The sequence below is a fragment of the Psychromonas sp. MME2 genome (genome assembly GCF_040566515.1).
Classification (GTDB): domain Bacteria; phylum Pseudomonadota; class Gammaproteobacteria; order Enterobacterales; family Psychromonadaceae; genus Psychromonas.
On the sequence record NZ_JBEWXI010000012.1, the window covers coordinates 698310 to 719370 of the forward strand.

General features: G+C 39.6%; 19 protein-coding genes, 2 pseudogenes and 1 riboswitch. Of the genes and pseudogenes, 14 read left to right on the plus strand and 7 right to left on the minus strand.

Features of this window, described 5'->3' with window-relative positions; all coding sequences use genetic code 11:
• Positions 1-227 precede the first annotated feature (227 nt).
• The 3 genes and pseudogenes from AB1A03_RS13835 to AB1A03_RS13845 form a co-directional block, all read left to right on the plus strand.
• Positions 228-499 (plus strand): annotated as a pseudogene (locus tag AB1A03_RS13835) (transposase); the annotation flags it as partial.
• 3 nt (positions 500-502) lie between these two features.
• Positions 503-1759: a transposase gene (locus tag AB1A03_RS13840; RefSeq protein WP_502945968.1), complete on the plus strand. Its 1257-nt coding sequence runs from the start codon at positions 503-505 to the stop codon at positions 1757-1759.
• A 196-nt stretch (positions 1760-1955) separates the two neighbouring features.
• Positions 1956-2258: a hypothetical protein gene (locus AB1A03_RS13845; RefSeq protein ID WP_354625207.1), complete on the plus strand. Its 303-nt coding sequence runs from the start codon at positions 1956-1958 to the stop codon at positions 2256-2258.
• A gap of 271 nt (positions 2259-2529) precedes the next feature.
• Here AB1A03_RS13845 and AB1A03_RS13850 read toward each other — a convergent pair whose 3' ends face one another.
• Both AB1A03_RS13850 and AB1A03_RS13855 read right to left on the minus strand, forming a co-directional pair.
• Complete coding sequence (locus AB1A03_RS13850) at positions 2530-3579, minus strand: IS91 family transposase (RefSeq protein WP_354624507.1); 1050 nt, start codon at positions 3577-3579, stop codon at positions 2530-2532.
• A complete protein-coding gene (locus AB1A03_RS13855; RefSeq protein ID WP_354625317.1) occupies positions 3576-3887 on the minus strand; it encodes a tyrosine-type recombinase/integrase in 312 nt (103 codons plus the stop codon). The genes AB1A03_RS13850 and AB1A03_RS13855 overlap by 4 nt, the downstream gene beginning before the upstream one ends.
• An 89-nt stretch (positions 3888-3976) precedes the next feature.
• On the opposite strand from AB1A03_RS13855, the gene AB1A03_RS13860 reads away from it, so the two are divergent.
• From AB1A03_RS13860 to AB1A03_RS13875, 4 genes and pseudogenes are all read left to right on the plus strand, one after another.
• Positions 3977-4363, plus strand: a complete 387-nt coding sequence (locus AB1A03_RS13860; protein WP_354625208.1) for a transposase — start codon at positions 3977-3979, stop codon at positions 4361-4363.
• Positions 4364-4454: 91 nt separating this feature from the next.
• A pseudogene (locus AB1A03_RS13865) lies at positions 4455-4667 on the plus strand (hypothetical protein); the annotation flags it as partial.
• Between the two features lie 92 nt (positions 4668-4759).
• On the plus strand, positions 4760-5755 hold the full coding sequence (locus tag AB1A03_RS13870) for a hypothetical protein (RefSeq protein ID WP_354625209.1): 996 nt from the start codon (positions 4760-4762) through the stop codon (positions 5753-5755).
• 346 nt (positions 5756-6101) lie between these two features.
• Positions 6102-7091, plus strand: a complete 990-nt coding sequence (locus AB1A03_RS13875; RefSeq protein WP_354625210.1) for a bile acid:sodium symporter family protein — start codon at positions 6102-6104, stop codon at positions 7089-7091.
• A gap of 296 nt (positions 7092-7387) precedes the next feature.
• On the opposite strand, the gene AB1A03_RS13880 is transcribed toward AB1A03_RS13875, so the two are convergent.
• Together AB1A03_RS13880 and AB1A03_RS13885 are read right to left on the minus strand one after the other, a co-directional pair.
• Positions 7388-7642, minus strand: a complete 255-nt coding sequence (locus AB1A03_RS13880) for a hypothetical protein (RefSeq protein WP_354625211.1) — start codon at positions 7640-7642, stop codon at positions 7388-7390.
• Positions 7643-8092: 450 nt separating this feature from the next.
• Positions 8093-10561 carry a hypothetical protein gene (locus AB1A03_RS13885; RefSeq protein WP_354625212.1) on the minus strand — a complete coding sequence of 823 codons (2469 nt, stop codon included), beginning with the start codon at positions 10559-10561 and terminating at the stop codon, positions 8093-8095.
• 270 nt (positions 10562-10831) lie between these two features.
• Here AB1A03_RS13885 and AB1A03_RS13890 point away from each other — a divergent pair, with 270 nt between their 5' ends.
• The 4 genes from AB1A03_RS13890 (at position 10832) to thiQ (ending at position 15498) form a co-directional block, all read left to right on the plus strand.
• Positions 10832-11935: a site-2 protease family protein gene (locus tag AB1A03_RS13890; protein WP_354625213.1), complete on the plus strand. Its 1104-nt coding sequence runs from the start codon at positions 10832-10834 to the stop codon at positions 11933-11935.
• 63 nt (positions 11936-11998) lie between these two features.
• Positions 11999-12104, plus strand: a riboswitch (TPP riboswitch).
• A 66-nt stretch (positions 12105-12170) separates the two neighbouring features.
• Complete coding sequence (thiB, locus tag AB1A03_RS13895) at positions 12171-13157, plus strand: thiamine ABC transporter substrate binding subunit (RefSeq protein WP_354625214.1); 987 nt, start codon at positions 12171-12173, stop codon at positions 13155-13157.
• A gap of 19 nt (positions 13158-13176) precedes the next feature.
• Positions 13177-14754, plus strand: coding sequence for a thiamine/thiamine pyrophosphate ABC transporter permease ThiP (gene thiP / locus AB1A03_RS13900; protein WP_354625318.1), 1578 nt, complete (start codon positions 13177-13179; stop codon positions 14752-14754).
• A 42-nt stretch (positions 14755-14796) separates the two neighbouring features.
• Positions 14797-15498: a thiamine ABC transporter ATP-binding protein gene (gene thiQ / locus AB1A03_RS13905; RefSeq protein ID WP_354625215.1), complete on the plus strand. Its 702-nt coding sequence runs from the start codon at positions 14797-14799 to the stop codon at positions 15496-15498.
• Positions 15499-15620: 122 nt separating this feature from the next.
• On the opposite strand, the gene AB1A03_RS13910 is transcribed toward thiQ, so the two are convergent.
• Complete coding sequence (locus AB1A03_RS13910; RefSeq protein ID WP_354625216.1) at positions 15621-16097, minus strand: acyl-CoA thioesterase; 477 nt, start codon at positions 16095-16097, stop codon at positions 15621-15623.
• Between the two features lie 114 nt (positions 16098-16211).
• Here AB1A03_RS13910 and AB1A03_RS13915 point away from each other — a divergent pair, with 114 nt between their 5' ends.
• Together AB1A03_RS13915 and AB1A03_RS13920 are read left to right on the plus strand one after the other, a co-directional pair.
• Positions 16212-17138 (plus strand): M14 family metallopeptidase, encoded by a 927-nt coding sequence (locus AB1A03_RS13915; RefSeq protein WP_354625217.1) that lies wholly within the window; start codon positions 16212-16214, stop codon positions 17136-17138.
• A 41-nt stretch (positions 17139-17179) separates the two neighbouring features.
• Positions 17180-18037 (plus strand): DnaJ C-terminal domain-containing protein, encoded by an 858-nt coding sequence (locus AB1A03_RS13920; protein WP_354625218.1) that lies wholly within the window; start codon positions 17180-17182, stop codon positions 18035-18037.
• A gap of 69 nt (positions 18038-18106) precedes the next feature.
• On the opposite strand, the gene AB1A03_RS13925 is transcribed toward AB1A03_RS13920, so the two are convergent.
• Both AB1A03_RS13925 and AB1A03_RS13930 read right to left on the minus strand, forming a co-directional pair.
• Positions 18107-19213 carry an AI-2E family transporter gene (locus tag AB1A03_RS13925; protein ID WP_354625219.1) on the minus strand — a complete coding sequence of 369 codons (1107 nt, stop codon included), beginning with the start codon at positions 19211-19213 and terminating at the stop codon, positions 18107-18109.
• An 84-nt stretch (positions 19214-19297) separates the two neighbouring features.
• Complete coding sequence (locus tag AB1A03_RS13930) at positions 19298-20233, minus strand: pyridoxal-phosphate dependent enzyme (protein ID WP_502945961.1); 936 nt, start codon at positions 20231-20233, stop codon at positions 19298-19300.
• Positions 20234-20353: 120 nt separating this feature from the next.
• Between AB1A03_RS13930 and AB1A03_RS13935 the strand changes: the two genes are divergently transcribed.
• Complete coding sequence (locus AB1A03_RS13935; protein ID WP_354625220.1) at positions 20354-21058, plus strand: response regulator; 705 nt, start codon at positions 20354-20356, stop codon at positions 21056-21058.
• Positions 21059-21061: the final 3 nt, after the last annotated feature.

The following is a 21061-nucleotide window of genomic DNA, read 5'->3' on the forward strand; positions in this document are numbered from 1 at the left end:
TTGATTACATGATGATTAATAGATATTGTGATGATTATTTAAAATAAGATAAGTGGCGCGGTGCATTACATCATGATGCCACTTATAAAGCTGTTGAGGCTGTAGAATTTCTCCAAAAAGACCGTTTTTACGTTGTTTTTCATTTAATGAAAATTGTATAAAAAATGTACTTGCATGCGCTGATCGGCTGTGATCTAATAGTTATTATTCGCTCAGAGTGAAACGTCATGGCTAATTACAAACCAGACCTATCTTGTCAAAGTAAATTCATCCCGATTGACTTTGCACAGCAAATTCTCCCCGGTACATTTGAGTACGCACTTTCCCATATCGTTGATAAGCACCTTGATTTAAGCACCTTTGATGATTGGTACAATAATGACAATGGCGGTGCAGCTGCTTATCCACCTTCTGTTATGCTAAAAATCATCTTGTTGGTTACTCTCGTGGCCTTGTTAGTAGTCGCCGTATCGCAGACGCGTGTGAGCGTAATATCACCTTCATGAGTTTATCGGGTGATGTACAGCCACATTACACGTCAATCGCCAACTTTATCTCCAAAATGAAAGATAAAATCGAGCCGCTTTTTACCCAAGTCTTAATGATATGCGATAAAGAAGGGTTGATAGGTCGTCACATGTTTGCGATTGATGGTTGCAAGATAAGCAGCAATGCGAGTAAAGAGTGGAGTGGTACATTTGCAGAGCTTGAACGCAAACAACGCAAGTTGCAACGTGCTAGCCAACGCATTATTGCAAGACATCAGGCACAAGACGGTCTTAATGAAGATGAACGCCAACATGACCTAAAACAGAAACAAAAATTAGATGAAAGTGCCAATAAAATTAGTGCGTTCCTTGCGAGTAATAAAGAGAAAATAGGTAGTCGAAATAAACCAGTAAAAAGCAATATCACCGACCCAGATAGCGCCAAGATGACCACCAGTAAAGGGACGATTCAAGGTTATAACGGTATTGCTATCAATGATGATAAACACCAAATCATAGTGCAAGCGCAGGCATGGGGCTCGGTAGGTGAGCAGCAGACATTGAAGCCCGCGGTTAAGCAGTTGCAAGAACAACTTACGAAGCTAGGTACACCTGATACCTTTAAAGATGCCAAGTTCAGTGCTGACAGTGGTTTCCACAGTGAAGTGAACCTTGAGTTCATGGCCACGACAGGGTTAGATACTTATATAGCAGATACCGCATTTAGAAGCCGCAATCCTTTATTCCAAACCAGTCAAACCTATCAAACAGAACAAGAAAAACGGCGATTAAAACGCAGTAAAGGCAGAGCGCGACTATTTACTAGTCACGATTTTTACTTTGATGAAACGGTCTCAAGTTGCCGCTGCCCAGCAGGTAATGAAATGTGGTTAAGTGTTAAAAATGTTGAAACGGCAGGTCGGCAATACGTTCGTTTCTCAGGTTATTTAAAGGATTGCCGGGCCTGCGTACTACAAAAGCAATGCATGCGCAACGCGCCGACTAAACAAGGCAGACAAGTCCAGTTTGAAATCAATAAAAGCACCAAACCTATATCTTATAGCGATAAAATGCGGGTGAAAATAGACAGTAGCCCCGGACGGCGACAATACAGTAAACGGTTAGGTGCAATAGAGCCGGTATTTGGCAATATTACGGTCAATAAAGGGATGAATAAATTCACGCTGCGCGGGCAAGAGAAAGTGAATGCGCAATGGCAGATGTACTGTTTAGTGCATAATATTGAGAAGTTAAAAAACAGCCTGCATTAACCCAAGGGCGATGCCTTAACATCGAATACCCCCGCCTAATTAAGCCAATTCAGCGATATATCACTCAATTTAATCAGTCAGTTATTAAAAACAGAATATTTAATTGAATATCAATAAATTATGAATTATTGTGTTTTTTATTTAAAATAATCAGGCTGAAAATGAGAAATTCTACAGCCTCGTTAGGCATTAAACAATGAAATCATCTCCAATGAAAATTCCAGAAGATAGAGGTAAAGTATTTAGATTAATTCTTAGTACAATTGTATTTTCTCTAGGGCTTTATATTTCATTTGTTCTGTTAAAAGGGATAATGAATGGAGAAATGTTTTCTAAATTTTCGGTATATACAGACAGTGTTAACATTTCTGAGAAAGTAGATCCTAAAGGGTTTTGGATTACTGCGTCGTTCAATGTTCTTATCGCTAGTGCTTTATTTTATCTGTCTTTAGCGGAAATGCTTTATACATTTAAAAAATATAGAAGTCGTGAGAAATAATGCCTAACAAACAAGAATAGGTGTTGCGCAGCCGACACCTTATTCGGGTGTTGAACAAGCCCGATCGGGAATTGCTTCTCTTTATAGTAAATAGTGGATTTTGCTGAAGGCTAAATTTAATTTGTCACTTTTCTTTAGGCGAGTTTCGCTAATATACAATTGATAGTTCAATTATATCAATCTGTTATCTTTTTTGGTTGAATGCCAATACACCTCTTTTTATTCGCTTTCTGTTATGAATTCTTCGTAGAAGATCACGCGTGATAACACGCTAATTTCTCAGTCGCTTTATACCTACAAAACTCATTTCATGCTGACAACATGGGCAGATGTAGACGGTTTTTTTTCGTTTTGGTGTTATTGCCACCGTGCTTAAATGACTCCCTAGTATCAGCATGATTTGCAAGCGAAGTTGTTTAGCATTACCTCTCAAGAAACCGTAATCACGAACGCGCTGCAGGCCTTTTGGTAATACATGTTGTAAGATTAACCATAAGAATTTAAGTACGGGTAATGTTCGCTTTTTGATAATATCTGTTCCTCCTTCTTTATATCTAAAGGTCACTGTTTTTTCGCTGACATTAATAATGTCTTTATCGGGTAACACGCCACGGTACAGGTAACGAGATAAATACTGGAATGATGACAAACCAAATCCGACCTTGCGACAATCAACGACCCATTTTTTAGCAATATCATTGGGCATAGCTAACTCGGGGTGGTGATTGATTGCATCAATCACTCTTGCTCGCCATACCTTGGCGAGTGCCAATTCATTAAAGAGATATTTCTTATCATTTTTATGCCACTGCTTGTTCGTTGCATCATAGCTTCCACTGGGCACGATGATATGTAGATGAGGATGACATTCTCTTTTACGATTATGTGTGTGTAATACGCTGGTAAAACCTAAGTCACCTTTATTCTGTCGTGAGGCAAAGTCTTTTAATATGTTTGATGTTACTTGAAACATCAATTTATATAGCGCCTTCGGTTTTTTATGAGCAAGGGCTCTAAATTGATAGGGTAAGGTAAACGTGACCATAAAATAGTGCACAGGTAGTAATTTATTAGTTTGTTTGGCTAGCCAATTCGATGTGGTTTGATGCAAACATTGTGGGCAACTTCGGTTTCCACAGGATGCGGGATGTTGTTGGTCATGCTGACAGTGTCCGCAGTGCCATTGTGTGGTGCGGGTTGTATCATTTTTACAGTGCAACATATCGGTAATGGCGCGGCGAATATCTTGATTTAATAATCCACCATATTGTTGCTCTAGTTGCTCATGGTAGCGTTCAAGTAATGCAATAAATTGGCTCATAAAGCCTCCCATTGAATCGGTAATTTATCGGTTAGTTGGTTAAGGGCTGCCACATTGTCTTTTTGTTTAAGCGTGGTGAGTTGTGTGTATTTTGCTGTGGTATTGAGGCTATGATGGCCTAATAATATTTGCAGAGAGCGTAGGTCAATACCTTGCTCTAACAAGTGTGTTGCAAAGCAATGTCGCAGTGAATGTGGACTTATATTTTTCTTAATCCCTAACTCAGCCATTACTTTCTTCAAGGCTTTTTGGACGCTTCCTTTATCCATGGGTACATGTTTGTTTTGACCAAAACGAGGAAATAATATTAATGCAGGACACCCACACCTTTTTGACTAAATGGAATATTGTACCTACTATATAAACAGTGTTTTTGTTTACAGTTGTGGGGTTTGGTATGACACAATCACGTGCTTCGTTAATTTCTCTTGTGGACACACCTTATTATCATTGCATTTCTCGATGTGTTCGCCGTGCATTTTTGTGTGGCGAAGATAATTACAGCGGTAAAAACTATTCACATCGCCGGCAATGGATGGTCGATCGCATTCGGCAATTAAGTGATATCTTTGCCATTGATGTTTGCGCTTATTCGATTATGTCTAATCACTATCACCTTGTTTTACATGCTAATGAAGCCGAGATTAGCGCCTGCAGCGATGAAGAAGTTTGCCGACGTTGGTATCAACTTTATTCTGGCTCAGAAATAGTTTCTCGATGGCGTAAAGGGGAGCTGACTTGCGCAGGTCAAATAGAGGTGGCGCTTGAGATAATCATCAAATAAAGTAGTGTAGGACACCCACACCTTTTTGACTAAATTGAATATTGTACCTACTATATAAGCAGTGTTTTTATTTACAGTTGTGGGGTTTGGTATGACACAATCACGTGCTTCGTTAATTTCTCTTGTGGACACGCCTTATTATCATTGCATTTCTCGATGTGTTCGCCGTGCATTTTTGTGTGGCGAAGATAATTACAGCGGTAAAAACTATTCACATCGCCGGCAATGGATGGTCGATCGCATTCGGCAATTAAGTGATATCTTTGCCATTGATGTTTGCGCTTATTCGATTATGTCTAATCACTATTAATGCAGGACACCCATACCTTTTTGACTAAATTGAATATTGAACCTACTATATAAACAGTGTTTTTGTTTACAGTTGTGGGGTTTGGTATGACACAATCACGTGCTTCGTTAATTTCTCTTGTGGACACGCCTTATTATCATTGCATTTCTCGATGTGTTCGCCGTGCATTTTTGTGTGGCGAAGATAATTACAGCGGTAAAAACTATTCACATCGCCGGCAATGGATGGTCGATCGCATTCGGCAATTAAGTGATATCTTTGCCATTGATGTTTGCGCTTATTCGATTATGTCTAATCACTATCACCTTGTTTTACATGCTAATGAAGCCGAGATTAGCGCCTGTAGCGATGAAGAAGTTTGCCGACGTTGGTATCAACTTTATTCTGGCTCAGAAATAGTTTCGCGATGGCGCAAAGGGGAGCTGACTTGCGCAGGTCAAATAGAGGTGGCGCTTGAGATAATCAGCAAATGGCGTCATCGCCTGCTTGATATATCTTGGTTCATGCGGGCATTAAATGAATTTATTGCCCGCAAAGCGAACGCCGAAGATAACTGTAAAGGGCGTTTTTGGGAAGGGCGCTTTAAGTCGCAAGCGTTGCTGGATGAAAAGGCCCTATTAACTTGCATGGCTTATGTTGATTTAAACCCCGTGCGGGCAAAAATGTCAGAAAGTGTGGAAACATCGGAATTTACCTCCATATTTGAGCGTATCCACAGTAAATGTAGTCACGATGAAGTGTTGCATAACCATGATAGCCGTAAACCCTTATTTGGTTTTGTAGCGGCAGAATGTGATACCTCCCAAGAAGGTATACCCTATGCCTTACTCGATTATTTAGAGCTTGTTGATTGGACTGGACGAGCGATTCGAGAGGATAAGCGCGGCGTGATTTCGAGCCAACTGCCAAGCTTATTAAGCAGCCTTGGCTTAGAGAGTGATACCTGGTTGTCCTTAGCGGTGAGTTTTGGTAAAGATTACCATGGTGCAGTGGGCTCACTTGAAGAGCTTGCCTTGTTTGCCGAACACACTGGTCGCTGTTGGGTATCTGGGCAAAACAAACTAAGTTGTATGTTGCATTAACTCCCCCATGATTTATTTTTTATTAACTATTAACACTGCGTTAAGGGTGTTTTGTGCGTTGATTTTAATAAAATTTGATTAAACAGATTGAATTGAGTATCAAGTGTGGGAATTTAACTATTTAAATACAGCAAAGCGCTGATTAAGATTATTTTTAAAAAGAATGGCTATTATATTTTATAAATGAAAAGATATGGATGTCCTCGTTTTTCTCCTCGTTTTTACTCGTTTTTTTTAAGTAGCGAAGTAATGATGATAGTTTTTAAATGATTAGCAATTATCCGTTATAATACGCATAGCACCCATAGGTGATTGGTATAAACATTTTAAGGTTAAATTATTAAAAATGAATGTTATTGGTAAACTTAAAAAAGAGTGGTTTTTAGTCGGCATGCTTATTGCGATTGTTCTCGCAACGATATCGCCCGGAGTAGGAAAAAGTGGTGGCTTGATCCATCTCGAAAAACTAACTGCGGTAGGGGTTGCAATCGTTTTTTTCTTACATGGTTTAGGTTTATCACCCGCTGCAATTAAAGCGGGTATTACCAATTGGCGTTTACACATTTACATTCAGGCCGCGACTTTTATTGCTTATCCACTTCTTTGGGTTGTTTTTGGAGATCTGTTGTTAGCTTATATGCCAGCAGCACTGGCGTTTGGATTCTGTTATCTATTTGTTTTGCCTAGTACTATCTCTTCTTCAGTAGCGATGACTAGTATTGGTAAAGGTAATGTACCCGGCGCCATTTTTAACGCTTCCCTGTCGAGCATTCTGGGAGTTTTTATTACGCCACTATTAATTCAGCTGTTTATGGGATTTGAAGGTGCTGAATTAGATTTGATGGCCTCGATTATCTCAATTTCAAAGTTGTTATTATTGCCGATGATTTTGGGGCAGATGGCGCGTCCATTGTTGCTAAGCTTTGCTGAAAAACATAAAGCAGTGGTTAATAAAGTCGATAAATATGTCATCTTACTGATTGTTTACAATGCATTCTGTGATTCAGTCGCTAATCGTATCTGGCAATCGTTCTCGATTCAGATGCTTGTCAGCTCAGTGATTATCTGTTCGATTGTGTTGTTAGTGATGGTGCATTTGGTGCAGTGGGGAGCGCGTCGTAGTCAATTTTCGCTGCCAGATGAAGTTGCGACAGTGTTCTGTGGTACGAAAAAAACACTTGCTGCGGGTATTCCAATGGCAACGGTTATTTTTGGCTCTGATCCTAATTTAGGTATGATTCTGTTACCGATTATGCTCTATCACCCCATTCAGATCTTCTATTGTGCCATTCTTGCTAATCGTTATGCGCTGCAAAGTGAACAAGCACAGGCATAGTTACAAGTTATTATTGTAAGGGATTAAAAAACGGCCATCAATTTGGTCGTTTTGTGTTTTGTAACTGATATCCTTTTTATTATGACTCTGTTTTAAAGCAGATATAATACAAAATAAAATTTTTAACAGAATCAAAGATATGGATGTCCTCGATTGGCTCGATTGGCTGGTTGGGTGAAAGAAGGTAATAGGATAAATGACAAAACCACTGTTGCTATCGCTCGTCATTTATCGGCTCTTTGCCCAGCAACTAATGTGGACAATTTATAATTTATAGCATCTTGTGCTGCGAAATATTATCGCTGCTTGATTTTGGGAGATGGGGATCTGCTGAACAGTACTAAACAAATGCCAATGAAAAATGCCATCATCGCTAAACCAATTTTTGCATTGCCAACATAACCGACGCTTAAAAGTAATACGCCTGTCAGTAAGAGCAGCAGACCGATAGCTAAAAATAAACGTGGGTAACGTGTTAACAAAGAAGAATAAGCAGGACTCTTTTTTGTACGACCACTGTGTTTTACTGCTTTATGTTTTGTAACTGACATAACTGGCATCCCTTTTATTATGACTCTGTTTTAAAACAGATATAATACAAAATAAAATTTTTATAACAGTAAGTTAGATCACATCATGGTGAAATAGAAAACCACTAATTATTCATTCCATTACATATTTTTACTTCTTTTTAAAGCATGTTAATGAGTAACGAAATTAGTGTATCCCGTTCCTTGGGAAGGGCGTGGAGATAAGTGGATAGTAAGGGCTTTCGATTAGCGAAACGGCAGCTAACATAGCGATAATTTTTTTGGCGATACAATGGCCTTTATAGGGGCGTTTATTTGGGATCTGTATTGCCCAACATTCTGGCTGGGCTGGCAGGGCTGTGATGGATTCGATTGCTTTTTTATTCTATTGGTTTACGCGAGAAAATTATCATCAACCGCGAATGAATATAACCAAAATAAGATAGAGCTGTTATGGATTGGTAAGAGCTTTTAGCAGTCAGCATTGGCTACAACGATATTGTGTGGTGCGTATGTTTGATGAGTTATCATGTCGGTAATATCCATGATGTTAAAAATAGCGAGTGTATCTTGTAATTGGTCGATAACAGGTTTTAACTTTATTGCCGCATAACACTCCATATAGTTTTTTTCATCTATGAAATATTTGTCGAAAACGTGGCCTTTTGCGGTACCGTTTATTCGAACTATTCTAGGGTTGCCAATACAGCCCAGAACGGATAATAGTTTACGTAACTCGTCGTGTTTTTCATCCTCTTCAATCTGTTTGACAAAAAAGTATTTATCACCGTTTGTACGAGTTCGTGGCATCACTACAAAATATAAATTGTGATAGGGGGAGTGTTGGGGTGTTAATTCAATTTGTTGCACGATAGCCTGACGAAATGCATTATTGTTCATTAAATTGAGTAACTCAACCTGAGGCTCTTCAGCAAAGGTTGGTAAGGATGAGTTAGCGGAAAGAGCCATCTCTTTTATATATGACCCCGAGGTATGTTTGGCAGTGATGCCATGGGGCAAATGGAGATTATTTGAGAATATATTGCGTAGTACACGTGATAAGCCTGCGATATCTTCTCCATAACCTAGCACGGGTAAATCTTCACGGTGACTGTTGATATAGGTATTAAGTAATTTACGACCTGTGTGCGCATCTACTTTACCATCAAGAGACAATCTATATTGGTGATTACTCTCTTTGCCAACGACATAATAAGGGTGAAATTTTTTATTGCCTTTTTCATTTTTTTGCAGGTCAGGGAAGTGTAAATGGACCCTATCGCCACTATTTAAACTAAAATTGGGTGACAGTTGTATTTTTAAACCACAGCAAGATATATTGACAGTAGATCCACTAACAAACTGATTTTGTTGAAATGATCGCATTTGTAAATGGAAGCAAAGTTCAGTGATAAAGCGGTCTTCTTTTCTCAAGTCATTGGTTTCAGCATAGATACTCAGTATCTCTTGATGCAGCGTTGGTTTTTTTAAAACAAAGCTCGAAAAATTAATCGCTTGTTTGTTAACATCGGTATCGGTATCGTCATCAAATAGATGTAAAAAGCGAATTGAGTCAGTAAGGTCAGTGATCGTGACCATTCTAGTTAGCCCCTTTGCCAGCGCCTTTGCTCGTTCAAGCGTATCTTCATTGTTGACAGTAAAAGCATCGCCCGCCGTTGAAGGTAGTGAGCTTGGTACATAGCATTGAGAATCGGGCTCTACTGTGTTGCCATCAATCCGATAGCACAACAATTGATTGTTCTGTAAAGCCAGCTGTGCGCGCTCTTTAAGAGCAGAGTTAGCCAAAAGTAAATTATGTGGTAATGCAATATAGCGTGTTTTACTTTGATTGTCAGAGATAGGTATAACAACAATATAATAGCTAAATCGTTTACCCGTTATTAATTCGGCTTGTATATAGGGTAATGCGCAGCATGAATGTAAAAAATCTTTATTATTTCTATTTTTGCCAAAACGGCCAATATCTTGATTACCGAGTGTTTTAAATTGCGCATAGGGCAGCCAAGTACCATTTTTATGAATTAAAAAAACTGCTAATGAATTTAAACGTGAAATCACAAATTGTTCAGAGGCTTTGATAGCAATCGCATTGATGGTGTTTTCAACGGAGATATTATTACGTTTTTTTTGCGTTTGCAGGTAGTTATTGGCATAGCTGAAAAATTGCTCTGCCGTGTTACAAAACTGTTCATTGTGATAGTTGAGATTTAGGTAAGTATATTCATTTTTTTTATAACTATTTTTTATCTCATAGGTAACAATAACACGGCCACGAAAAGTATATTCATTTTCGATACCATGGATCCAAACATGTACTAAACCATTTTTGCGGATCACTTTTTGTGTCAGCACTTTAATTGCTAAACCACTGGAAGAAATGTCCGTTGTAATACCTTCGATAGCAAAATGTTCAAAGGCGGTTTTGCTCATCTTTTCCGGGCTATTGAAGAAAAGACTTATTTTACGAATAAAATAGAGTCGTTCTTCTCTTCGCTGATAAAAACCAGTGAGATGAATCGCATTGGTTTTTGGAAACTTCCCTTCATTGGGGTTTGCTCTGTACCTTTGCTTTGCTTTTTTGCTTATTTGTTTATAAACACCGAGCGTATAAGTGCCACTGTAGTTATTAACTTCGTTAATGAACTCTTTTTTACTCACATCATCTAAATAATGTAACACGCCTTGAAAGGTGAATTCTTTACAGTTTTTTTGAAATAAATTTCTCAAATCAATGACATGGGAAACCTTTCGGGAAAGGTTCATTATTTCCATTTTGATTAAAAAGCGAGTTGAGGGGGAAACTTGCGGTGTAAGGTGAGTAATATCATCCTCTAACGTTGCGGCATTGAATTTGTGTCTGAGCTCCATTATGACGTCAGAAAAATCACTGATATCGGTATTGGTAGTTATTTTATTCATAATGTTACTTAATATTGAAGTCCGCAATTCTAAAGGAGTTTTTCAGAATATATAACCATGTAATTGGCTAATGTATGTAAAAGCGTCATTGTTTACAATCACTGCCACTCGTATATTTGATATTAAGCAGATTTTTCAATGTTGCTTTGTTATACCGATACGTTGTCAGCCGCGAGCGTCAGTAGCCAAGCACCAGATAACCATCTTGAGGTGACAGGGGGATTTTATGTCGGCATAATTCACGATATTACGCTTTAATAGGGATTATCTGTGCAACTTTTACAATTACAACATTTAGGTCAAACATTGCGCTTAGAAGCGTCGCCTGCTGGTTGGCAACAACTCTATTGGGGAGACCAAATTGTTTCTCAAGTAACGGCCAATGCAAATCACAAAGGTCTATTATGTCACCACTTTCAATTGCAGCAAACAGTGCAAGATAGTGATGCGTCTACTGAAGTGATTAATTATCGTTTAGATATCGATTTAAGTTGGCAGCCGTTCTCTTTAAAATATCAGTTAGTCGTTAATGATGAGGTTGTTCTTAGCGGGCAACGTGACAGCAAAGACATTGAACAGCAACCCCCCGTTAGTGTCGATGATACTAGCAAAAAAATCAGTGTCGTTGGGATGGTCTCTCTGGCGCTAAAGCTTTTTAAAAGTGCAAAGATGATCAAAGTGATATTAGCTGGTGCGAGTTTGGCTGCATACAGTTGGTTTTTCTCATTTCAATTTGCACTCGCGTTACTGGCTTGTTTAGTCTTTCATGAATATGGTCATATTCGTGCGATGAAATATTTTTCCATGCCAACCAAGGGGATCTATTTAATCCCCTTTGTTGGTGGATTGGCGGTCAGTGATAGTAAAATTAATACGCGTTGGCAAGACGTGGTTATCTCCATTATGGGGCCTACATTTGGCTTGATTTTGTCCTGTGTCTGCGTGGTTGTTTATTGGTTAACGGATAGCCCCTTTTTTGCAGGTTTAGCCGTTTTTAATGCCTTACTCAATCTATTTAATCTGCTGCCCATTTTACCCTTAGACGGCGGGCATATATTAAAAAGCATTAGTTTCTCAATGCATAGCAAAGTAGGGGTGTTTGCCTGTGCAGTTGGTGCAGGGTTAGGCATTTATATCAGCTACAGCCTTGGTTTAACTTTACTGGGGTTTCTATTAGCTATTGGCTGTTTGGAAATCGTCTTTGAATGGCGTAGTCGCTGGCAAACAAATTTATTGCCCCTTGATAACTATGGACAAGTCGTTTCAACATTGTGGTATTTACTCACGGTGGGTGGGTTAATTGCCATTATCTTCTATTTTGCCAATGATAATGACCCGATTTTATCCTTACCATTACAAATATTGGGCAGCTAAAACGTTAAAGCAGAATAAAATCAGCGCGATTGCTATTATTTATCGACTTAAGGTATATAATAGCGATTCTCATCGGGGGGCTTGTTAACAGGCTGAGATTATCCTTTATGATAAAACCCGTAGACCTGATCCAGATAATACTGGCGTAGGAAATGAGCTGTTCCTTGAGTGCTTAGTGACGACTTTTTGACCTCCCTCATTCCCTATCTATTCCACACAATATATGGAGTGTATAGTGAAAAAAACACTTGCCTTAATGGCGATTTCAACCCTGTTCGCAATGCCAGCAATCGCTGATAAATTAGTTGTTTATACCTATGATTCATTTGCTTCAGATTGGGGTCCCGGCCCTAAAATAAAAAGCGCATTTGAAAAGCAATGTGACTGTGAATTGCAGTTTGTAACCGTTGATGATGGCGTTTCTATTTTGAATCGGTTACGTTTAGAGGGAAAGAATAGCAAGGCAGACATTATCTTAGGGTTAGATGACAGTTTAATTGCAGCAGCCAAGCAAACAGGGCTATTAATGGAACATCAGGTCGATAGTGCTGACGTGATTGTACCGGGTGGTTGGTCAGATAAAACCTTTGTACCCTTTGATTATGGTTACTTCGCCTTTGTTTATGATAAACAAAAAATGCAAAATCCACCAAAAAGCTTGGCGGAGCTGGTCGATAGTGAAAATAAGCTGCGTATTATCTATCAAGATCCACGCACTTCAACACCGGGTCAAGGGTTAATGCTATGGGTTAAATCGATTTATGGCGATAAAGCAGCCGCTGCATGGTCTAAGCTTGCGAAAAAAACCGTCACGGTAACCAAGGGGTGGTCAGAAGCTTATAATATGTTTTTAAATGGTGAAGCCGATATGGTGCTCTCCTATACGACATCACCCGCCTATCATCTCATTGCCGAGCAGAACGATCAGTATGTGAGTGCTGATTTTGCTGAAGGGCATTACATGCAAATCGAAGTGGCAGCTAAAGTGAAAAGCACACATAACCCGGTATTGGCTGAACAGTTTATGGCATTTATACTCAGTGAACCATTCCAATCAGTTATTGCAACGGGCAACTGGATGTATCCGGTTACCAACGTAGCGTTACCAAGCGAGTTTAGTCAACTCATGGTGCCAACTAAATCCTTATCACTTTCTGGCGAAGCAATTGAAGAAAACCGTAAATTATGGATTCGAGAATGGCAAAATGCGTTAATCAATTAAGCGGTTATCTGTTATTTTAATTCACCATAAAACATGGCCCGGCCTTTTCATTGCTGGGCTTGTATTCACTTTTATCGTCACCGCGGTGTCGGCATTATTATTCTATCCCTTAGATATAAATATTAGCGTCTTATTTGTTGATGCCTATTACCGCCATATCACCGCTTTTAGTTTTTATCAGGCATTTTTATCAACGCTATTGAGTGTCGGTTTGGCTATTCCCGTCTCGCATGCGTTATCACGGCGTCATTTTTTTGGTAAATCATTATTATTAAAATTGTTTGCAACGACGTTGGTGCTGCCTGTGTTGGTCGGGGTGTTTGGCATACTAGCTATTTATGGCAATAGTGGATTATTGGCAAGCCTGTTACAGCATATCGATCAACGTTTACCGTTTTCGATTTATGGGCTCAATGGCATTTTACTGGCTCATCTGTTTTTTAATTTACCCTTTGCCACGCGATTATTATTACAATCACTGCATTCTATCCCCATACAGCAACATAAATTAGCTGCCCATTTAGGGCTTTTTAATTGGCAGAAGTTTCGTATTGTAGAGTGGCCAACCATGCGTCAGCAACTTCCCCACGTCGCTGGATTAGTCTTTATGCTCTGCTTTACCAGTTTCGCGACGGTCATGGCATTAGGCGGTGGCCCTAAATCAACGACAATAGAGCTAGCCATTTATCAAGCGATTAAATTTGATTTCGATTTACAAGCAGGGGCATTACTGGCGTTATGGCAAATACTTCTATGCAGTGTCATTTTACTGTTTGTACAACGCATTTCACGACCATTACCATTGAGTAATCGTGGTGACAACCTCGCAATACAGTTATTTAATGATACCTGTTCATCTAAATACTGGGATCGCTTTTGGATCGTTGCCGTTATATTGTTAGTCGTGCCACCACTTCTAATGGTCGTGATCAGTGGTTTGAATCACCAAATCCTTCATGTTATTAGCGATACTCAGTTTTGGAAAGCGCTATTTAACTCCCTAATAATTGCTCTATTTGCTGCATTTTTAGCGTTATTCGCGGCTACCTTTATTTTAATTTGTAGCCGTTTTTGGCGCACTAGGGGGTTAAATAAACGCGCCGATAAAATTGAGATGATAGCGAGTTTAATCCTTGTTACCCCGGGGATCGTGATCAGCACGGGGTTATTTTTACTATTACGTAATAGTAGTGATATGTTTAGTTTAGCGATTATTGTTGTGATGCTGGTTAATGCGTTAATGGCGCTTCCCTATGCGTTAAAAACATTAGCACAGCCGATGTTTCAAATTGCGCAGCAATATGACATGCTCTGTGCAAGTTTAGGTATTGATGGCTGGTCGCGATTTAAAATTATCGAGTGGCGAGCGATCAAAAGGCCATTTATTCATGCTTTTTCCATTAGTTTTGTATTATCCATTGGTGACCTAAGTGCAATCGCGCTCTTTGGCAGCCAAGATTTTAAAACACTGCCTTTGTATTTATTGCAATTATTAGGCAGCTATCAGATGCAATCGGCTGCAGTCATTGCCTTGTTTTTATTATTAATCAGTGTGGGTGTTTTTTCAGTGATAGAAAAATTGTCGTTAAAAAAATAATGAAAATATCACCAATTCGCATTTCATACTCAGGCTAATTTTATGATTAAATTCAACAATGTAACCTATTATTATGAACAGCAAACTTTTCATTTTGACTTTACCCTTGCAAAGGGGCGAATCGTTGCTGTACTAGGGGGAAGCGGGGCGGGTAAAAGTACCTTACTTAATTTAGCCGCTGGATTTATTGAACCGAGTAGTGGCACGATTGAGCTATCAGGTAAAACGGTTAATACAACGCCTCCCCATTTACGCCCCTTATCCATTTTATTTCAAGAGCAGAATCTATTTTCGCATCTATCGGTGCTTGATAATATTGGACTCGGTTTAGATGTCCGTTTGCGACTGACGGCACTGCATAAAGCGCGTATCGTCGCGATTGCTGGAAAGTTATCTATAGATACGCTTTTAGAACGTTTTCCCGATGAACTATCTGGTGGACAGAAACAGCGCGTAGCATTAGCGCGCTGCTTTGTGCAAGATAAACCATTATTGTTATTAGATGAGCCTTTTTCAGCATTAGATCCGATGTTGAGGTCTGAGATGGTCGCGATAGTTAAAAATTTAGCTGAGATAAACCATACCACTATCGTAATGGTGACTCACCATATTGGCGATGCTTTAGCGATTGCCGATGATTACATTTTTATTGAAGACGGGCAAGTTATGAGCATGGATAAAATCGCCATGTTAAATGAGAACAATAGTAATCTTGCCATCCAAAAATATTTGCAAGTGAGTTAGTAAAATAAAAGGATAGGTGTGTTTACCTACCTCTTATTCCTAATACAAGTAGCTTGCTGGATAGCTAATAAATCTCTTAGATGTAAAATTTTGAACGCCATGTTGCCTTGTTAATATATATATTAATTAACAAAAGCTTGCATCTCTTCCCCTATTGTTTTGCGCATTTCCATCAATTTAATGATCGCTTCATGTTGTCGTTTATCATCATCACTCACAGGAGACCATTGGGGTACTTTGGCTGTGTTGCCTGTTTCATCAACAGCAACCATCACAACGATACAATGTGTTGTTAAACTGCGATTTAATAATTTAGGATCGCAAGCACAAACTTTGATGGCAATGTGCATAGATGAATTACCTGTATAAACAATTTTTGCATTTACCTCTACCAAACTGCCAACTTGAATTGGTGAAACAAAACGGATTCCGCCTGCATAGGCGGTGACACAATATCTGCCACTCCATCCCGCGGCACAAGCATAGGCTGCTAAATCGATCCATTTCATAACCGCACCACCATGCACTTTACCACCAAAATTAACATCCTGCGGCTCAGCTAGAAATCGCAAGGTGATATCTCTTTGTTGTTTGTCCATTCTATTTTACACTCCGTATATGATTGAATAATAGATAGTATAGATGTTAACGCATTGTTAATCCGTTGTTTAGCGTTTTATACATCAGAATTTATAAACACAGCAGGTCGTTATATGAAAAGCGCAAAACAAGAAAAAAAAATAAGTAGTTCTCAAAAGTGGGGCCAAGTAGAGCGCGAAGCTTGGTTGCAACAGCAGCAGATCCAACGTTCATACCAAAGTGATGTTGTAGATAAGTTAAAAATAATGGCTGCAATAGCCGATAAGCAATTTGTTTGTGAGCAGTATGGGACACTTTCCTATGATGATTTACGCTACCCACTCTATATTGTTAAAAGTGCGCAATGGCACGGTGATAAAGCCACTATTTTAATTACAGGTGGCGTTCATGGTTATGAAACTAGTGGCGTATTAGGGGCACTGAAATTTATTGAAACTAGCCTATTGACTTACACTCCTCATTTTAATTTTATCATTGCCCCCTGTGTTAGTCCTTGGGGATATGAAACAATTAATCGTTGGAATCCTATGGCGCTTGATCCTAACCGTTCATTTTGTCAAAGTAGTGATTGTCAAGAATCGCAAGCCCTGATGGATTATCTCGTTGCAATGGAAAGCAGCATCACCGCGCATATCGATTTGCATGAAACAACCGATACCGATAACACCGTTTTTAGACCCGCTTTGTCGGCACGGGATGCGGTGCAACACAGTATTTGGGATATCCCTGATGGCTTTTATTTAGTTGGAGATAGTGAAAAACCAGTAGATGCTTTTCAGGCGGCGATTATTCAAGGTGTTAAAAGTATTACCCATATTGCAGCCGCGGACAAAGACGGTTTGATTATCGGTGAGCCTACTACCCAATATGGTGTAATAAACTATGCTTGTAAAAAACTAGGGTTGTGTGCTGGATTTAGTGACGCCCCCTACTGTACGACAACGGAAGTTTATCCCGATAGTGCAACAGCCTCCCCTGCAATATGCATCGATGCACAAGTTGCCGCTATTACGTCAGCTCTTGATTACTTAATAAAATAAAAAAATACGCAAGAGTCGGTCTTGTAATTAAGGAAAATATAATGACTAAACGTGATTATTATGAAGTGTTAGGGGTTGATAAAAATGCAACCCATAAAGAGATCAAAAAAGCCTACAAAAAGTTGGCTATGCAATATCACCCTGATCGTACCAAGGGTAACACGCAGTTAGAAGAAAAATTTAAGGAAGCGCAAGCGGCCTATGAAATCTTGTCCGACGAAGACAAGCGCCAAGAGTATGACGATTTTGGCTTTCAGGGGAATCAGTTCCGCTCACATGGTCATGGATTTAACCAATCCGATATGGGGGGCTTCCAAAATGGACAGGGTGATTTTAACGATTTTTTTGCCAATATGTTTAGGGATCAGCATCGACCAAGAGCCGAAAAAGGAGCGGATTTACGCTATCGGATTAATCTATCGCTGCGTGAGGCTATTAATGGTTGTCAAAAAGAAGTTAAATTCCCTAATACCGATAAGGCATTAAAAGTCACTATTCCACAGGGCATTGATGAAGGGCAAAGTGTTAGAATAACAGGTAAAGGCGAAGAGGGGGTCTTTGGTGGGCCCAAGGGGGATCTGTTAATTCAGATATCAATTAATCAAGATCCTGATTTTCAACGCAATGGTGCCGATCTGCACTGTTTCGTTAAGATGAGCTTCCCTACGGCCGCACTAGGGGGGACATTAAAAGCGCCAACTCTTGATGGGTATATTAACCTTAAAATACCCAAGGGGACACAGACAGGGAAAAAGTTCCGTATTAAAGGTAAAGGGGTTAAACCGATGAAAAGTCATCTAGTCGGGGACTTAATATATGAAGTGGTGGTCGAGACGCCCGAGACATTAACGGCACAACAAGAGGAGTTGATTCGTCAACTTGCGGAGACTTTCCAATAATTATTGGTAAAGATATAGACACTTATCAAGAATAGATTAAGTGTCTATAATAGACGTAGAGATTAACCGTTATTTTTCGATTTCACTTAGCGATGCAATTTTTTCACTCTCAGATTTGTAATGCGATAACCATTCAAGTAGTAGCTTATAGCCAACACTCAAGACCACTGCGCCGACAAATAAACCAATAATCCCAGACATTAACATGCCGCCGATAGCGCCCATTAAGATAACAATCATTGGTACATCGACACCCCGTCCAAGCAATAAGGGTTTTAAGAAAGTATCACTGCCACTGACGATCACACACCAAACTGCAAAAATAACCGCTTCTGTTCCCGGTGAAACGGAAAACACATAGGCGATGATTGGGCCTAATATAAGGATTGGCGGTAACTGCACTATAGCAAGGAATAAAACGATAAGGGTCCAAACTCCTGCAAAGGGGACGCCCATGATAACTAAGCCTAATGCCGCAAAGATCGCTTGAATACAGGCAATGCCAAGTACCCCTTGGGCAACACTTTTGATGGTCGCCGCTGCCAGTGCTACGTAATTATGGCCCTGTTCGCCAGCAAGGCGGTTGGCAATTTGTTTAGCGGCAGACTGAGCCGATTTAGAATGAGCGAGTAGCATCGCTGCTACAATCACTGCAAATATAAATTGTAAAATAACCAGACCACCACTGACTGTTAAGCCAATCAATTGTTTGCCTAGCTGACCGAGTTGCGGCTCGATTTTAATTAAAGCCGATTCTAAATTTTGCGAAGCAAGTAGCCAAAAATCATAGACTTTATCGCCAACAAGTGGCCATTCGGCTATTGATTGACTCGGGGCTGGTACTTGTAAATTACCATTAATTAATAGGGTAGATATCGATTTAATCGAATCAAATATAGAGCCCGTGGCTAAAACAGTTGGGATCATGATAAGCGTAATCGTGATTAAGGCAAAACAAGTTGCAGCGCGTCCTTCCTTACCATTGAAGAGTTTCGTTAATTTTTGGTGCAAGGGGTATATCGCCACAGCGATTATCATCGCCCACAGTATTGGCGAAATAAAAGGGGATATGATCCCAAAGCACCATGCCGCGATGGCGTATAATACAACCAGCTTAATGGCTAAATCTATCACGTGAAACGCAATTCGTTTCTCTTTTAAATCAAAGTATGGCACTTATTATCTCCTATGATTGTTGTTTTTCGGTGCACAATATCAGCATATTAAATGAATGCCTAATATTGGTAAAATATTTTACGGTTATCTACCTGCAGGGTATTTTCTTGTATAGCGTGGTAGCATGCTTTCATTACCAACGAGTCCACCTTGGTGTATATAAATAACCGGTCGGTTTTGCCCATGCTCATGTAAATAATCCAACAGTGTTAACCACCCTAGTGGGTCATATAATAAATCAAATTCAATGCCAGTTTGTTGTTTAGCTTTTTGCCACATAGTATAAAATTCGGGGTACAGTTTGCCAAAGTGATATTTTTTCTCGGTTTGTAAAATAGTTGGCCAGTATTCGCAATTGACTTCTAGCTCTGCAAATTGACTGCGTAAATAGTCTGTATCGCCGACGCAGGCACAAGTGACGACTTGATAAGGTAATGCGGCTTGCAAAAAGAGAGAGGTAGTACCAGTACCAGAGGGTAACATGACCAAAGGATCGTTGAGTTTGTGTTCGCGACAAAAAGTGTTTATCTCCTGTGCAAGTTTGCCGACACCTTGTTTTGCTTGCTGGCAACGTCCCCCCTCGGGAACAAATAGCGTCTCTTCATTTAAGTGAGCGTATTGTGCTCGCATCATACAGTCAAGGTTGGCATATTGTTGCAGTTCACGCTTATCGACTTCGATGACATTCGCGCCCAGTGCAAGTGCCGCACGATAATTTCCATTCGGATTTTCTTTTAGCCATGGTGCAATATGGCTGACATAAAAGTCTAATTGCCAGCCTTTTATTTTTGCCAGTGCCGCTAAGGAGTAGAGGGAGTTTGCCTGTGCAGAGCCGTGGCCAATAATGCGCTTAATAGCTGAAAAATTATTTTCTAAGAAATAGCTGAATTTGCGCGCTTTGTTACCCGAAAAATGTTGATTAAGTAGATCATCGCGTTTGATATAAAAATCAAAACCTTCCAAGCTAACCAACTGCATTGGTGAGGTCGCCAAAATGTGACTGATAGGCTGTTCGTGCATAATTTCCCTTGTTTGTGGATAAGTTATTATTGTAAATGGTATTTTTGTTAATTCATATTTCTTAATATTTTCTTTATATAACTGTATTATCCTAGGTAAATATATTTATATAGGATAATTATGGCTGACCAAAAAATAGTGGTGGTAGAGGATGAAGCCGATATATTGGAAATTCTTACCTACAATTTACAACGCGAGGGATTTGATGTTGTTAGTGCAAGTAATGGGATCCAAGGATTGCAATTAATTAGAGACCATTTGCCCGATATCGCATTACTTGATTTGATGTTACCCGGCATGGATGGGTTAGATATTTGCAAACAGCTACGTTCGCAAACTGAAACTGCTAATATTCCCATCATCATGGTAACCGCAAAGAGTGAAGAGAGCGATATTGTCCTTGGGCTTGGCTTAGGCGCAGACGATTATGTCAGTAAGCCCTTTAGCCCGAAGGAGTTGATTGCACGTATAAAGTCAACCCTACGTCGAGGCCAGCATCGTGTCGAAAAATCAAGTAGTAACACGCAAGATTGTATCGCTGTAGCAGGATTAGTCATTGATAGTGATAAACATAAGGTCACCTATCTCGGTGAAAAAGTAAAATTAACGGCCACGGAATTTCGCCTGTTGCATTTTTTAGCCTCGCATCCTGGACGAGTGTTTTCCCGAGAGCAATTAATGAATAATGCATATTCGACTGACGTCATTGTTGTTGACCGTAATATCGATGTTCATGTGCGCTCTATTCGTAAAAAAATTGGTGAACAACATCAATTCATTGAAACCATACGCGGCGTTGGTTATAGCTTTAAGGATAGCGAGTAAATA